The organism is Micromonospora sp. KC723 (assembly GCF_004348595.1).
GTDB lineage: Bacteria > Actinomycetota > Actinomycetes > Mycobacteriales > Micromonosporaceae > Micromonospora.
The window spans coordinates 24,422-38,499 of the sequence record NZ_SMKD01000048.1; the positions used below are offsets into that span (position 1 = coordinate 24,422).

Genomic DNA, 14,078 nt, shown 5'->3' on the forward strand with positions numbered 1-14,078 from the left:
CCACGCCGACCGGGGGCCGTGTGCCGTCCGCCTGACCGGTGGCACGTTCACCGCCAGGCCGTACGCTGCCTTGCATGCGTACGTGCCGGGCGGCAGCCGCCGGAAAGCTGACGGTGGTCCTGGCCACGCTCGTACTCGTCGTCACCGGCTGCGGTGGTGGGCCCAGCCCCCGGGTCTGGGCCGCCTCGGTCTGCGAGGCGCTCACCCCGTGGCGGGCCGAGATCAGCAAACTGACCAGCAGCACCAACCAGCAGATGACCGCGCAGACGACCCCGGCGCAGGCCAAGGAGAACCTGGTGCGGCTCTTCGGCGGCGCGGCGGAGGCGAGCGAGACCGCCCGGCGCCGGGTCGCCGACGCCGGGGTGCCGGAGACCGAGCACGGGGAGGAGATCTCCCGGGGTTTCCGCGCCACCCTGGAGAAGGTGCGGGACGCGTACGGCCGGGCCCGGGACACCATCGCCGGGCTCGGCACCGCGGAGCCCACCGTCTTCTACGACGGCGTCAAGGCCACGGTCGAGACGCTGACCAAGGAGTACGACGCGAGCGCGCTGGACACCAGCCGACTCAACTCGGAAGAGCTCAAACAGGCCTTCGACGAGGTTCCGGAGTGTCGCTGACCCCTGCCGACCCCACCCCCAAACCGGTGCGCCAGCTCTCGCTGTTCGGCACCGAGGCGGCTGACCCGTCGATCGCCGACCTGGCCGGCCTGCTCGCCGGCCCGGGGGAGGTGGTCCGGATGGGGCGCACCGCCCGGCTGTCGATCCCGGTGGACGCCGCCTGGCGGGTGCACGTGCTCGTCGCCGAGCTGCGCTCGCGTGGGCTCGCCGCGACCTGGGAGACGACCGGGGAGCGGCGTTTCGTGGTCCGTACGTCGTACCTGAGGACGCTGGCACCGCTGGCCACCGCCTGGTTGGACGCGAGCCAGCGTAAGCGCCCGCCCGAGGGCTTCCACCTCAACGGGCGGCGGCTGCGGCTCTGGCTGGCCGCCGCCGGCGCCGCCGACCCGTCGGGCTTCCTGCTCGGCCTCGCCGAGGGCGACCGGGAGTGGTGGCCGACGGTACGTGCCGCGCTGGCCGTCGTGGGGTTGCCCGCCGCCGTGTTGGAACCGGGGGCCGGCGGACCGGCGTTGCGGATCACGGGCCGGCGGCTGGCTCGGCTGGCCGAGTTGGTCGGTGAGCGCCCGTCCACCGTGCCCCCGGAGCTCTGGCCGCCGACCCCGCGCTGACCTCCCGCGCGGCCCGACCCCCGCCCTGATCGAGATCCGGTTGTGGTGGGTGACACCGGTCTCCTGGTGTGGGGACGGACACCATCGCCGCAACCTGAGTGGATCACGAGCGCGTGCCGCGCGGAGTTCGGGAGGGCGGCGGGTCAAGGGTGCGGGCTGTCCGATCGGGGACAGCTTCTTCGTGGCGTGGGCGGTAGAACGGCCGGGTGGCCCTCGGCCGAGGGCCTGTCATCATCACAGTGGTCCGTCTCCGGCCCTACCCACGGTGTACGGTGACGCCGTCCGGCCGGTGAAGCCCGCACGGCACCAGCCGCGTACGCCGCGTGGGGCTGATTGCCGCCCCCGAAACCCGAAACCCGGGCGGCGCGTTACGTTGGACATCCGGACCGCCGCTGGGTCCGGTGGGTGCAACGCGGCCCGAAACGGGCATGAAGCAGGAGTGAGGTCGGGGAGAGACGTGCCGAGCAACGCTGGAACCACCCGTCTGGTCATCGTCGAGTCACCGGCGAAGGCCAAGACGATCTCGGGCTACCTCGGCCCGGGGTACGTCGTGGAGGCCAGCTTCGGTCATGTCCGCGACCTGCCGCGCAACGCCGCAGACGTGCCGGCGAAGTACAAGGGTGAGCCGTGGGCCCGGCTCGGGGTGGACGTCGACAACGGCTTCCACGCCCTCTACGTCGTCTCCGCCGACCGCAAGCAGCAGATCAGCAAGCTGGTCAAGCTGGCCAAGGAGGTCGACGAGATCCTCCTGGCGACGGATGAGGACCGCGAGGGCGAGGCGATCGCCTGGCACCTGGTGGAGACGCTCAAGCCCAAGGTGCCGGTCAAGCGGATGGTCTTCCACGAGATCACCAAGCCGGCGATCCAGGCCGCGGTGGCCAACCCGCGCGAGATCGACCGGGACCTGGTCGACGCCCAGGAGGCTCGGCGCATCCTCGACCGGCTCTACGGCTACGAGGTCTCCCCGGTGCTGTGGAAGAAGGTCATGCCGAAGCTCTCGGCGGGCCGGGTGCAGTCCGTGGCGACCCGGATCGTGGTCGAGCGGGAGCGGCAGCGGATGGCGTTCCGCACGGCCGAGTACTGGGACATCCTGGCCACCCTGGCGGTGACGAACGCCGGCGAGGGCCCGCGCAACTTCCACGCCACGCTGGTCGCGCTCAACGGCGACCGGATCGCCACCGGCAAGGACTTCGAGCCGACCACCGGCCGGGTCAAGCCCGGGGCGGGCGTGGTGCACCTCGACGAGAGCGGGGCCCGTGGGCTCGCCGCCCGGCTCGACGGGCGGCCGTTCACCGTCACCCGGGTCGAGGAGAAGCCCTACCGCCGCCGCCCGTACGCGCCGTTCATCACCTCCACGCTCCAGCAGGAGGCGGCCCGCAAGCTGCGGTTCTCGTCACAGCAGACGATGCGCACCGCGCAGCGGCTCTACGAGAACGGCTACATCACCTATATGCGTACCGACTCGGTGAACCTGTCGGAGACCGCCATCGCGGCCGCCCGGCGGCAGATCGTCGAGCTGTACGGCGAGCGCAGCGTGCCGCCGGAGCCGCGCCGCTACACCGGCAAGGTGAAGAACGCGCAGGAGGCGCACGAGGCGATCCGCCCGGCGGGGGACAACTTCCGCACCCCGGGCGAGGTGGCCAAGGAGCTGTCGGCCGAGGAGTTCAAGCTCTACGAGTTGATCTGGCGGCGCACCATCGCCTCCCAGATGACCGACGCGGTCGGCTCCAGCGTCTCGGTGCGCATCCGCGCCGTCTCCTCCGCACAGGAGGAGGCCGACTTCGGCGCGACCGGCAAGACCATCACCGACCCGGGCTTCCTGCGCGCGTACGTGGAGTCGAGCGACGACGAGAACGCCGAGGCCGAGGACGCCGAGCGTCGGCTGCCCCACCTGGTGAAGGGTCAGCCGCTCACCGCCGACGAGTTGGCCGCCCAGGGCCACCACACCCAGCCACCGTCGCGCTACACCGAGGCGTCACTGGTCAAGGCCCTCGAGGAGCTGGGCATCGGCCGGCCGTCGACATACGCGTCGATCATGCAGACCATCCAGGACCGCGGGTACGTCTTCAAGCGTGGCCAGGCGATGATCCCGTCCTTCCTGGCGTTCGCGGTGATCGGGCTGCTGGAACGGCACTACCCGCGCCTGATCGACTACGACTTCACCGCCAGCATGGAGAACGAGCTGGACGAGATCGCCGGCGGCGACCACGCCGCCGTCGACTTCCTCACCTCCTTCTACTTCGGCAGCGCCAACGGCACGGGCGACCAGACCATCGCCCACGCGGGTGGGCTGAAGAAGCTGGTCACCGAGAACCTCACCGAGATCGACGCGCGCAGCGTGAACTCCATCCCGCTCTTCACCGACGACGAGGGGCGTGAGGTCGTCGTCCGGGTGGGCCGCTACGGGCCGTACCTGCAACGGGCGGTGCCGGGCGAGCAGCCCGCGTCGGCGGCGGAGGGCGAGGAGGGCGGCGCGCCGGGCGACCGGGCACCGATCCCCGAGGGGCTGGCACCCGACGAGCTGACCCCGCAGAAGGTGCACGAGTTGTTCCTCGGTGGTGGCGGCGAGCGCAAGCTCGGCGACGACCCGGCCACCGGGGAGCCGATCCTGCTCAAGTCCGGCCGGTTCGGCCCGTACGTGGCCAGCGGCGAGCGGAAGTCCTCGCTGCTGCGCTCGCAGTCGCCCGACTCGCTCACCCTCGACGAGGCGCTCAAACTGCTCAGCCTGCCCCGCCTGGTCGGTGTGGGCCCCGACGGCGTCGAGGTCTTCGCCAACAACGGCCGCTACGGCCCGTACGTCAAGCGCGGTGACGAGTTCCGCTCGCTGGACTCGGAAGAGAAGATGTTCACCGTCACGCTGGACGAGGCGCTGGCCCTGCTGGCCGCTCCGAAGACCCGCCAGCGCCGGGCCGCCGCGCCGCCGCTGCGGGAGATGGGCAACGACCCGCTGACGGAGAAGCCGCTGGTCATCAAGGACGGCCGGTTCGGCCCGTACGTCACCGACGGGGAGACGAACGCGTCGTTGCGGCGCGGGCAGACCCCGGAGGCGCTGACCCTCGAAGAGGCGTCGGAGATGCTGGCGGAGAAGCGGGCGAAGGGACCGGCGCCGAAGAAGGCGGCGGCGAAGAAGGCACCTGCCAAGAAGGCGACGCCGGCGAAGAAGGCGGCGGCGAAGAAGGCCACCACCAAGTCCACTCCGGCGAAGAAGGCCACCCCCAGGAAGGCCGCCACCGCCAGCGACTGAGCGCCGTCGCTCCGTCAGCCGAGGATGTGGGTGAGGTGCGGGTTGGTGAAGAGGTGGTGCGGGTCGAGGTGGGCACGGACCGCCTGGAAGTCCTGCCACTTCGGGTACGCGGGGGCGAGTGACGCCGCGTCGCGCCAGTGCAGCTTGCCCCAGTGGGGGCGACCGCCCAGCCCGGCGGCCACCTCCTCGAACGCCCGGAAGTACGGCTCGTACGGCATGCCTACGTACTGGTGGAGGGCGAGGTACGCCGAGTCCCGGCCGTATCCGTGCGACAGCCAGATGTCGTCGGCGGCGGTGAACCGCACCTCGACCGGGAAGAGCACCTTGAACGGAAGCCGGTCGACGATGCGGTGCAGTTCCGCCAGCGCCGCCGGCAGCGCGGCGCGCGGGATGCCGTACTCCATCTCCACGAACCGGGTGCGGCGCGGGGAGCAGAAGACCGCGTCGGAGCGGCCGGTGTAGGCGCGTTCGCTCAGCGCCCGGGCGGAGACGGCGCTGATCGTCGGCACCAGCGCGGGCACGGCCCGGCCCAGCCGGCAGAGCCCGCCGAAGACGGTGTTGGCGAGGAAGTCGTCGTCGAGCCAACCGCGCCAACGGGGCAGCGGCCGGTCGTCGGCGGGTACCCGGTCGTTGGTCTTGACCTGCACCCGGTCGGTGTACGGGAACCAGAAGAACTCGACGTGGTCGTGCCGGTCGACGAGCGCCGGCAGGGCGGCGAGAACCTCGTCCAACCGCCCGGGGCGCTCGTGAGCCCGCAGGACGAAGGCGTCGACACACCTTAGGGTCACCTCGACCAGCACGCCGAGCGCCCCCAGCCCGACCCGGGCGGCGGCGAAGGCGTCGGGATGCTCGGCGGCGGAGCAGCGCAGCACCTCGCCGGTGCCGGTGACCAGGGTCAGCGCCTCGACGAAGGTGGCGAGGCCGCCGTACGCGGCGCCGGTGCCGTGGGTGCCGGTGGAGATCGCGCCGGCGATGGTCTGGGCGTCGATGTCGCCGAGGTTGGGCAGGGCGAGCCCGTGCCCGGCGAGCAGCGCGTTGAGCGTACGCAGGGTCATCCCGGCCGGTACGGTGACGAGCCGGTCGGCGAGGTCAATCCGCACGTCGGTGTCGAGCGCGGCCAGTTGAAGCAGCCGCCCGTCGGGCACGGCGATCGGGGTGAACGAGTGCCCGCTGCCCACCACCCGGATCCGCTCGCCGGCCGCGGCGGCGTCCCGGACGGCCTGGGTGACGCCGTCCACCGTGCCGGGGCGCACGATGGCGGAGGCGATGCTGTGCTGGTTTCCGGCCCAGTTGGACCAGGTGGTGGCGGTGCCGGCCATCGCGCTCCTCGACATGAATGTGAACTGACTTCATATCAGGAACGTTGTGGCTGGTAAATACCGCAATCGAGGTCCGCTCGTTGTACCGGTAGTCACGAGCACGTGACATGCAGATATGTTCTTTTCCGTCGAAGGGGGGTGGCGCCGAGTGTCCACACCAGCCGCCACGACCGGACCGCTGCGCCGCGTTCCGGTGCAGGGTCGAAGTGTCGCGCGGGTCCAGCGGATGCTGGACGCCTGTGCCGAACTCGTCGACGAAGTGGGGTACGAGGGGCTGACCACCACGCTGCTCGCCGAGCGGGCCGAGGTGGCGATCGGGTCGGTCTACCAGTTCTTTCCGGACAAGCGGGCCATCGTGCAGGCGCTGACCCTGCGGACCATGGAGTCCTACCTGCAACGGCTCGACGAGCGGTTCGCCTCCGACGACCTGACCCACTGGTGGGACGGCGTCGACGCGGGCATCGACGAGTACATCACGATGCACCGCACCGTCCCGGGGTTCCGTACCCTGCACTTCGGCGACGTGGTCGACCTGCACCTGCTCGACGAGCAGCGGGACAACAACGGCGTGATCGCCGACCAGTTGGCCCGGGTGCTCACCGAGCGGTTCGGGATGGTCGACGAGCCGCGGCTGCGGTTCTGTCTGGAGATCGCCGTCGAGGCCGCGGACGCCCTGATCAAGCTGGCGTTCCGCCGCAAGCCGGAGGGGGACGAGCGGGTGCTGGCCGAGGCCAAGGCGTTGATCCGCGAGTACCTGCACCGCCACGTCGAGGCCTGCGCCGAACCCCAGCCGGCCGCGCAGACCTGACCCGTCCGGGCGCCGGCTCACCCGGCGCGGCGACCGATCGCCGCGCCGGTGCCGCGGCCCGGTCTAGAGGAACGCGTGGCCCTCGCCCCGGTACGTCGGCACGGTGTCGACCACCTCGTCCCCGGCGACCAGATGCAGCTCGTTGACGTGCTCGCAGAGCTCACCGGCCTTGGCGTGGCGGAACCAGACCCGGTCGCCGACCCCCAGGCGGGCCGTGGCCGGCCCGGTCAGCGGGGTCTGCACCTCGCCCGCGCCCTCGGTGCCGACCAGCGACAACCCGGCCGGCAGCCAGGGGCGGGGCAGCCGGCTCCGCTCCGCCGGGCCGGAGGCGGTCCAGCCGCCGCCGAGCACGGTGACCAGGCCGGGCGCGGGCCGGCGGACCACCGCGCAGGCGAAGGACGCCGCCGGGGCCGGCCGCCAGGCGCGGTACGCGTCGAACAGCGTCGGCCCGTACAGGCCGGAGCCCGCGCTGACCTCGGTCACCGCGGGATCGGCGCTGGTGGCGACCAGGCTGCCGGTGCCGCCGCCGTTGACGAACTCCAGGTCGGCGTGTTCGCGTACCGCGGCCACCGCCGCACCTCGGCGGGCCAGCAGTTCCCGGTACGACCTGCGCTGGACGAGCCGGATCGCCGCGCCCAGGACCGCCCGACCCGGCGGGGCGTCCCCGAGCCCGGCGATCTGTGCCTCGTACGACATCAGCCCGACCAGCCGGAAGCCCGGCCGGACGGCGACGACGGCGGCGAGCGCGCCGGCCGCCCGGGCGCTGTGCACGGGCGAGCGGCGCACCCCGACGTGCACCCGCCCGCCCAGCGGTCGCCAGGAGGCGTCCAGGTCGAGGCAGACCCGCAACTCGGGGCGGCGGCCGGGGGCGCACACCGTGTCGATCAGGTCGAGTTGTTCGGGCGCGTCGACCATCAGGGTGACAGCCGCGGCGAGCGCCGGGTCGGCGGCCAGTCGGGCGAGCGCCGCCCGGTCGGCCGTCGGGTAGGCGACCAGGGCGTCGTCGGTGACGCCGGTGCGGACCAGCCAGATCGCCTCGGGCAGCGTGAACGCCAGCACCCCGGACCAACCCGGCGCGCCGAGCGCCCGGGTGATCAGACCGCGGGCCCGGATGGACTTGCTGGCGGCGCGGACGGGTTTGCCGCCGGCCCGGTCGGCCAGCGCGGTGGCGTTGGCGTCGAACGCGGTGAGGTCGACCACGGCGTACGGCGGGTCGAGATGGGCGGTCGCCCGATCGAGGCGCTCGCGCAGAGGGTCGCTGTCGGTGGCCACGGGTGCACGCTAACTGTCCGGGAAGTGAATGCGAAATGGGCTCACGTACGCCGGCTGCGGCGCCGGTGTCGGCGGCCTAGGCTCGGCGGGCAGGAGAATGTCACGGTGGGAAGGGCTCCCACCGGGACTAGAGTGTTGCACCGGGACCGCCCAGTGTTGGGCCGGCACGTGGAGGTACGGCCATCGAAAGCCAGCAGAACGGCGAGTCGTCCGGCGTGTCGTCGTCTTCCCCGCACACCGGCGACGCAGCCGGCCAGTCCGCCCCGCAGCCCGGCTCCGGCGGGCAGACCGCTCCGCAGCCCACCCCGTCCGCCGACCTGTCCGGCTACGCCGCGATCCGCTCGGTGCTGCGCATCCGCCCGTTCCGGCGGCTCTGGATCGTGCTCGGCGCCGCCTCCTTCGGCGACTGGTTCGGCCTGCTCGCCACCTCCGTCTTCGCCGCCTCCCAGGTCTCGGGGAGCACGGCCAAGGGCGCGGCCTTCGGCGCCGTGATCGCCGTCCGGCTGCTGCCGGCCCTGCTGCTCGGCCCGGTGGCGGGCGTCCTCGCCGACCGCTTCGACCGGCGCTGGACGATGGTCATCTGTGACGTCCTGCGCTTCCTGCTCTTCGCCTCGATCCCGCTCGTCGCGTTGCTGGGCGCGAGCGGCGCCGCGGTGGTCGGCTGGGCGGCGATCGCCACCTTCCTGATCGAGTCGGTCACCCTGCTCTGGATCCCGGCCAAGGAGGCCGCGGTTCCCAACCTGATCCCGCGCGCCCGGCTGGAGGCGGCCAACCAGCTCACCCTGATCACCACGTACGGGCTCACCCCGGTCCTCGCCGCGGTCGTCGCCGCGGTGCTCGACCGCAGCGTCCGGACGATCACCGGTGGCGAGGTGCCCGCCTGGGCCGAACCGGCGGATCTCGCGCTCTGGGTCAACGCGTTCTCCCGGCTGGCCACCGCGCTGGTGGTGGCGTTCGGCATCCGGGAGATCAGCCAGGGGCAGGCCGCCGAGCAGAGACGCAGCGAGCAGACCATGCTGCGCCAGTTCACCGAGGGCTGGAAGTACATCGGCCAGACCCCGCTGGTACGCGGACTGGTGCTCGGGATCCTCGGCGCCTTCGCCGGGGGCGGCATCGTGATCGGCACGGCCCAGTTCTTCACCACCTCGCTGAACGCCGGTGACGCCGCCTTCTTCCTGCTCTTCGGGGCGATCTTCATCGGTCTCGCGGTCGGCATCGGCCTCGGTCCGATGATCGTCCGGGACCTGTCCCGTCGCCGCTGGTTCGGCATGAGCATCGTGCTGGCCAGCGCGTCGGTGATGACCCTCGCCTTCGCCATCCACCTCTCCATGGCGATCGTCGGCGCGATCCTGGTGGGAGCCGGCGCCGGCATGGCCTTCCTCTCCGGGGTCACCCTCCTCGGTGGCGAGATCGCCGACGAGGTGCGCGGCCGGGTCTTCGCGGTGGTGCAGATCGGCACCCGGCTGGTGCTGATCCTCGCCATCGCCCTGGGCAGCCTGCTCGCCGGCATCGGCGGCTCACGTACCCTCGACGTCGCCGGTGCGGAGATCTCGATCTCCTCCACCCGGGTGTTGCTCCTGGTCGCCGGGGTCGCCGGCATCTTCGCGGGGATCAGCGCCTTCGGTCAGATGGACGACAAGAAGGGCGTGCCGGTCCTCGCCGACCTGTGGGGGTCGATCCGGGGCCGTCCGCTGATGCCGGCCGAGGCGTTCGTCTCCAACGGCCTCTTCGTGGTCTTCGAGGGGGGCGAGGGCGCCGGCAAGTCCACCCAGCTGGAGGCGCTCACCGAGCGGCTGCGCGACCGGGGGCGGGAGGTCGTGGTCACCCGCGAGCCGGGGGCCACCGCGATGGGCGCGCGGATCCGCACCCTGCTGCTGGAGCACTCCGGCGACGAGGCGCCCTCCCCGCGCGCCGAGGCGCTGCTCTACGCCGCCGACCGTGCCCACCATGTCGCCACCGTGGTCCGGCCGGCGCTGGTCCGCGGCGCGATCGTGATCAGCGACCGGTACGTCGACTCGTCGCTGGCGTACCAGGGGGCCGGCCGGACACTCCCGGTCGAGGAGGTCTCCTGGCTCTCCTCCTGGGCCACCGGCGGCCTCAAGCCCGACCTGGTGGTGCTCCTCGACGTGGACCCGCACACCGGCCGTTCCCGGGTGACCGCGCGCAGTCAGGGCGCCGACCGGCTGGAGGCCGAGTCGCTCGCCTTCCACGAGCGGGTCCGGTACGCCTTCCTCGACCTGGCCGCCGCCGACCCGAAGCGCTACCTGGTGCTGGACGCCGCCCGCCCGATCGGGGAGATCGCCGACCTGGTGGCCCGCCGGGTGGAGGAGTTCCTGGTCGACCCGGCCGGCATCGTGCACCCGCGCCCCGCGCACGGCCCGGACACCTCGGTGCAGCCCGAGTTATCCGACGCGGAGCTGGTGACGATGGAGCATCGGACCTGATGCCGGACGTCTTCGCCGACCTGGTCGGTCAGGACGAGGCAGTCGACACGCTGCGCCGCGCCGCCGCGTCGGCCGCCGCCGTGCTGCGTGCCGCCCGCGCCGCCGCGCCGCCGACCGGGCAGCCGGGCGACCTGGCCGGGGAGGTGCCCGCAGACCAGGGCGCGGGGATGACCCACGCCTGGATCTTCACCGGCCCACCCGGCTCCGGCCGCTCGGTGGCCGCCCGGGCCTTCGCCGCCGCCCTCCAGTGCGAGCACGGCACCGGCTGCGGCCACTGCCCCGGCTGCCACACCACGATGACCGGCACCCACGCCGACGTCCGGCTGGTGGCGCCCGAAGGCCTCTCCATCGGGGTGGGTGAGATGCGGGCGCTGGTGCTCCGGGCGGCCAGTACGCCGTCCGGCGGCCGCTGGCAGATCGTCATCATCGAGGACGCCGACCGGCTCACCGAGGCGGCGGGCAACGCGCTGCTCAAGGCCGTCGAGGAGCCGCCACCGCGGACCGTCTTCCTGCTCTGCGCCCCGTCCACCCACCCGGACGACGTGTCGGTGACCATCCGGTCGCGCTGCCGGGTCGTACCCCTGCGGCAGCCGTCGCCCGCCGCGGTGGCCGAGGTGCTGGTACGCCGGGACGGCGTCGCGCCGGACGTGGCGGCCTGGGCCGCCGCCGCGGCCCAGGGTCACGTCGGGCGGGCCCGGCGGTTGGCCCGCGACCCGGAGGCCCGGAAGCGGCGGGACGCCGTGCTGGCGGTGCCCCGCCGGCTCACCGGCGTCGGCGCGGCGCTGGACGCCGCGTCCGCGCTGATCGAGGCGGCCGAGGCGGAGGCCGAGGCGTCGGTCACGGAGGCCGACGCGGCCGAGCGGGCCGCCCTGCAGACCGCGCTCGGCGCGGGCGGCACCGGGCGCGGCGCGGCCGGCGCCATGCGCGGTGCCGCCGGACAGCTCAAGGACCTGGAGAAGCGGCAGAAGTCACGGGCCACCCGGGCCCAGCGCGACGCCCTCGACCGGGCCCTGGTCGACCTGGCCGGCTTCTACCGCGACACGCTGACCATGGCGCTGCGCGCGCCGGTGGCCCCGGTGCACAGCGACACCGCCGAGATGGCCGAGGCCGGTGCCCGTAGGTGGGACGCCGAGGGCGCCCTGCGCCGGTTGGAGGCCGTGCTGGAGTGCCGGGCGGCGATCGACGCCAACGTGAAGCCGCGGATCGCGGTGGAGGCGATGATGCTCTCCCTCTGGAAGGGGTGACCGTCCCCCGTCTCCGGCATCGACACGTGTCGTCGGCGTGCGGTACGGTCCGGTGTGCTGTGGTGACTGTGGTGGCACGCTGGGTGAGGTCGGCGGGGGGAGAACCGATGCCGCGCGAGATCGACGAGGCGTGGATCGAGGAGGCGGTGCGGCGCTACCGTCGCATCGAGTCCCTGCAGGCCGAGTTCGACCAGGCGGTCGACACGGTCGAGGTGACCGTCCGCTCACCGGACGGGCTGGTCGAGGTGGTGGTGACCGCCAACGGTCGCATCACCGACGTGCGTTTCCTCGGCCCGCTGCACCACCGCCACCCCCGGGAGGTCGCCGGGTCGGTGCGGGCCGCCGTGACCGCCGCCGCCGACGCGGCGCTCTGGGCCCGGGAGAAGCTGCACAACGAGACCTTCGCGGCGTACCGGCCGCTGGCGGGGGCCTGAGATGGATCCGCTGCGCGCCCTCGCCGCCCGGCTCGAGGAGGCGAGCGCCTCGTTGACGCTGCTCTCCCGCACCGTGACCGCCGCCGACCCGGCGCACCCCGCGTTCGGCGCGGACGCGCCGGGCCGGCCCGGGGAGATCGGCCGGGCCCTGCACCGGCAGTGGACCGCCGCCACCGGCGACCGGGCCCGCGAGGCGAGCGCCGCCGCCGCCCGGCTGGCCGCTGCTGCCGCCGCTCTGCGCAGCGCCGCCGACCGGTACGCGGCGGCCGACGACTCCGCGCGGCGGCGGCTGCTCGGGGAGGCCTGATGGACGCCCTGGACCGGCTCGCCGAGCCCGGCCTGGACCTGCTGCGCCGGGTCGACCAACTGCTCGCCGCGGGTGCCCCCGAGGGGCACCGGCTCTGGCCGCTGCTGCGCCGCATGCAGGTGCTGCCGGGCGACGCGCTGCGCGACTTCCTCGACCTGCACCCGGCGCCGCTGGCGGCCGCCGGGCACGCGGTGCGCCGGCTGGTCCCCCGGTACGACGACGCGTGTGCCGCCCTGACCGACCCGGCCCTGTGGTCCGGCCCGGCCGCGTCGGCGTACGACGAGGCCCGCGCGGCGCTGCTGCGTCACCTCGACGAGGGACCGGAGAGCCTGGTCGGGCGGCTGGAGTCGACGGCCGGGTACGCCGACGCCCTGGCGCAGTGGGTGGACGGGAGCCGGCTCGCGGTGGCCCGGGTGCTCGCCGAGGTGGTGGGCTCGGCCGAGGCGGTCCGCGTGCACGCCGCCACCGCCCCGGGGGCGGCACCCGGGCCGGGCACCCGTGCGGCGGCGGAGATCGCCGCCCGGGTGCTGGCGGTGCTCGGGGTGGCGTACGACGGGGCGGAGACGCTGCTGCGCCAGTGGTCGCCGAGCCTGGCGGAGTCGACGTGGCGCGGGCCGGCCGGCGGGGCGGTCCGCTACGACGGCACCCTGCGGGTGGGCCGGTGAAGCCGCCGCCCGCCCGTTCGCGCCGGCCGACTTGCGGGTGGCCCGGCTGGTCTTCACCACGCGGGGCGACCGATCCGGTGTCAGTCGACGGGGATGAGTGAACGCGTGGGGTGACGGCTCGGCGACGGGCGGCCGGGTGGCAGGCGGCCAGCCGTCGTAGGGTGGAGCGCATGGGCATGCTCTGTGCGGTCAGCTTCAACCGGTACGGGCGCCTCTACTACCTCGATCCGGGCGAGTTCCGCCCGCGCGTCGGCGACCGGGTGCTGGTGCCCACCGACGACGGGCCCGAGGTGGCGGAGTGCGTCTGGGCCGCGCAGTGGGTCTCGGAGGACACCGCCGGTTTCCCGAGGCTGGCCGGGCTGGCCCAGGAGGACGACCTGCGCCGCGACGAGCTGCTGCGCCGACGCAAGGCCGAGGCGAAGGTGGCGGCGAAGCGGCTGATCCGGGAGCACGGGCTGCCGATGAAGGTGGTCGCCGTCGACCACGTGCTGGCCGCCGATGACGCCGGTGAGCGGAGCACCGTCTACTTCACCGCGCCGCACCGGGTGGACTTCCGGTCGCTGGTCCGCGACCTGGGCGCGACCCTGCGCTGCCGGGTGGAGCTGCGGCAGCTCTCCGCCCGGGACTCGGCGCGGGTGCAGGGCGGCATCGGCTCGTGCGGCCGGGACCTGTGTTGCGCGACGTTCCTCAACGACTTCGAGCCGGTGACGATCCGGATGGCGAAGGACCAGGACCTGCCGCTCAATCCGCTGCGGATCTCCGGCGCCTGCGGCCGGCTGATGTGCTGCCTGAAGTACGAGCATCCGCTGTATGCCGCAAGCAGCGACTACCCGGCGAGCGGTCAACGGGTCGAGACCCCCGACGGCTTGGGGAAGGTCGTGTCCCGCCACCCGCCGAGCGAGACGGTCACCGTCCGGTCGATCTCCGACGGGTCGACGAAGCGCTGCGCCCTGTCCGACGTCTGCGGACCCCGCCGAGCCTACGACGACCGCCCCCCGACGTAGCCGTCCCGGCGCGACGGGAGTCGATCAGACCCGGGATGGGCGGGGCAGGCGGTCAGGTGAGGGTGATGGGAGGTTCGGCCAGCCGGGGCGAGAGCGGAGGGGTGGGCACGAG

At 73.6% G+C, this 14,078-nt stretch carries 12 protein-coding genes; 10 read left to right on the top strand and 2 right to left on the bottom strand.

Features of this window, described 5'->3' with window-relative positions:
- Positions 1-74 precede the first annotated feature (74 nt).
- The 3 genes from E1165_RS13495 (at position 75) to topA (ending at position 4,469) form a co-directional block, all read left to right on the top strand.
- Positions 75-617 (top strand): hypothetical protein, encoded by a 543-nt coding sequence (locus E1165_RS13495; protein WP_132391329.1) that lies wholly within the window; start codon positions 75-77, stop codon positions 615-617.
- Positions 608-1,225: a hypothetical protein gene (locus tag E1165_RS13500; protein ID WP_132391331.1), complete on the top strand. Its 618-nt coding sequence runs from the start codon at positions 608-610 to the stop codon at positions 1,223-1,225. Before E1165_RS13495 ends, E1165_RS13500 begins: the two co-directional genes overlap by 10 nt.
- A gap of 457 nt (positions 1,226-1,682) precedes the next feature.
- Entirely contained in the window at positions 1,683-4,469 is a 2,787-nt protein-coding gene (topA, locus tag E1165_RS13505; protein WP_132391333.1) for a type I DNA topoisomerase, read from the top strand.
- A gap of 14 nt (positions 4,470-4,483) precedes the next feature.
- On the opposite strand, the gene E1165_RS13510 is transcribed toward topA, so the two are convergent.
- On the bottom strand, positions 4,484-5,788 hold the full coding sequence (locus tag E1165_RS13510) for a D-arabinono-1,4-lactone oxidase (RefSeq protein WP_132391335.1): 1,305 nt from the start codon (positions 5,786-5,788) through the stop codon (positions 4,484-4,486).
- A 226-nt stretch (positions 5,789-6,014) separates the two neighbouring features.
- On the opposite strand from E1165_RS13510, the gene E1165_RS13515 reads away from it, so the two are divergent.
- Complete coding sequence (locus tag E1165_RS13515; RefSeq protein WP_132391353.1) at positions 6,015-6,596, top strand: TetR family transcriptional regulator; 582 nt, start codon at positions 6,015-6,017, stop codon at positions 6,594-6,596.
- A 63-nt stretch (positions 6,597-6,659) separates the two neighbouring features.
- Here E1165_RS13515 and E1165_RS13520 read toward each other — a convergent pair whose 3' ends face one another.
- Positions 6,660-7,868, bottom strand: coding sequence for an amino acid deaminase/aldolase (locus tag E1165_RS13520; RefSeq protein ID WP_132391337.1), 1,209 nt, complete (start codon positions 7,866-7,868; stop codon positions 6,660-6,662).
- Between the two features lie 344 nt (positions 7,869-8,212).
- On the opposite strand from E1165_RS13520, the gene tmk reads away from it, so the two are divergent.
- The 6 genes from tmk (at position 8,213) to E1165_RS13550 (ending at position 13,966) form a co-directional block, all read left to right on the top strand.
- On the top strand, positions 8,213-10,312 hold the full coding sequence (gene tmk, locus E1165_RS13525; RefSeq protein WP_132391355.1) for a dTMP kinase: 2,100 nt from the start codon (positions 8,213-8,215) through the stop codon (positions 10,310-10,312).
- Complete coding sequence (locus tag E1165_RS13530) at positions 10,312-11,556, top strand: DNA polymerase III subunit delta' (protein WP_132391339.1); 1,245 nt, start codon at positions 10,312-10,314, stop codon at positions 11,554-11,556. The genes tmk and E1165_RS13530 overlap by 1 nt, the downstream gene beginning before the upstream one ends.
- 107 nt (positions 11,557-11,663) lie before the next feature.
- The gene (locus tag E1165_RS13535) at positions 11,664-11,990 is read left to right on the top strand and encodes a YbaB/EbfC family nucleoid-associated protein (RefSeq protein WP_132185315.1); all 327 of its coding nucleotides are present in this window, start codon (positions 11,664-11,666) and stop codon (positions 11,988-11,990) included.
- A 1-nt stretch (position 11,991) separates the two neighbouring features.
- A complete protein-coding gene (locus E1165_RS13540; RefSeq protein WP_132391341.1) occupies positions 11,992-12,297 on the top strand; it encodes a type VII secretion target in 306 nt (101 codons plus the stop codon).
- Positions 12,297-12,962 (top strand): hypothetical protein, encoded by a 666-nt coding sequence (locus E1165_RS13545; protein WP_132391343.1) that lies wholly within the window; start codon positions 12,297-12,299, stop codon positions 12,960-12,962. Before E1165_RS13540 ends, E1165_RS13545 begins: the two co-directional genes overlap by 1 nt.
- Before the next feature lie 170 nt (positions 12,963-13,132).
- Positions 13,133-13,966, top strand: coding sequence for a regulatory iron-sulfur-containing complex subunit RicT (locus E1165_RS13550; protein ID WP_132391345.1), 834 nt, complete (start codon positions 13,133-13,135; stop codon positions 13,964-13,966).
- Positions 13,967-14,078: the final 112 nt, after the last annotated feature.

What these genes read in the sequence shown, in the direction of transcription:
- E1165_RS13510 (WP_132391335.1), bottom strand. Translation starts at nt 5,788, where the DNA reads ATGGCCGGCACCGCCACCACCTGGTCCAACTGGGCCGGAAACCAGCAC.
- E1165_RS13530 (WP_132391339.1), top strand. Translation starts at nt 10,312, where the DNA reads ATGCCGGACGTCTTCGCCGACCTGGTCGGTCAGGACGAGGCAGTCGAC.
- E1165_RS13540 (WP_132391341.1), top strand. Translation starts at nt 11,992, where the DNA reads ATGGATCCGCTGCGCGCCCTCGCCGCCCGGCTCGAGGAGGCGAGCGCC.
- E1165_RS13545 (WP_132391343.1), top strand. Translation starts at nt 12,297, where the DNA reads ATGGACGCCCTGGACCGGCTCGCCGAGCCCGGCCTGGACCTGCTGCGC.
- E1165_RS13495 (WP_132391329.1), top strand. Translation starts at nt 75, where the DNA reads ATGCGTACGTGCCGGGCGGCAGCCGCCGGAAAGCTGACGGTGGTCCTG.
- E1165_RS13550 (WP_132391345.1), top strand. Translation starts at nt 13,133, where the DNA reads ATGGGCATGCTCTGTGCGGTCAGCTTCAACCGGTACGGGCGCCTCTAC.
- E1165_RS13535 (WP_132185315.1), top strand. Translation starts at nt 11,664, where the DNA reads ATGCCGCGCGAGATCGACGAGGCGTGGATCGAGGAGGCGGTGCGGCGC.
- E1165_RS13515 (WP_132391353.1), top strand. Translation starts at nt 6,015, where the DNA reads ATGCTGGACGCCTGTGCCGAACTCGTCGACGAAGTGGGGTACGAGGGG.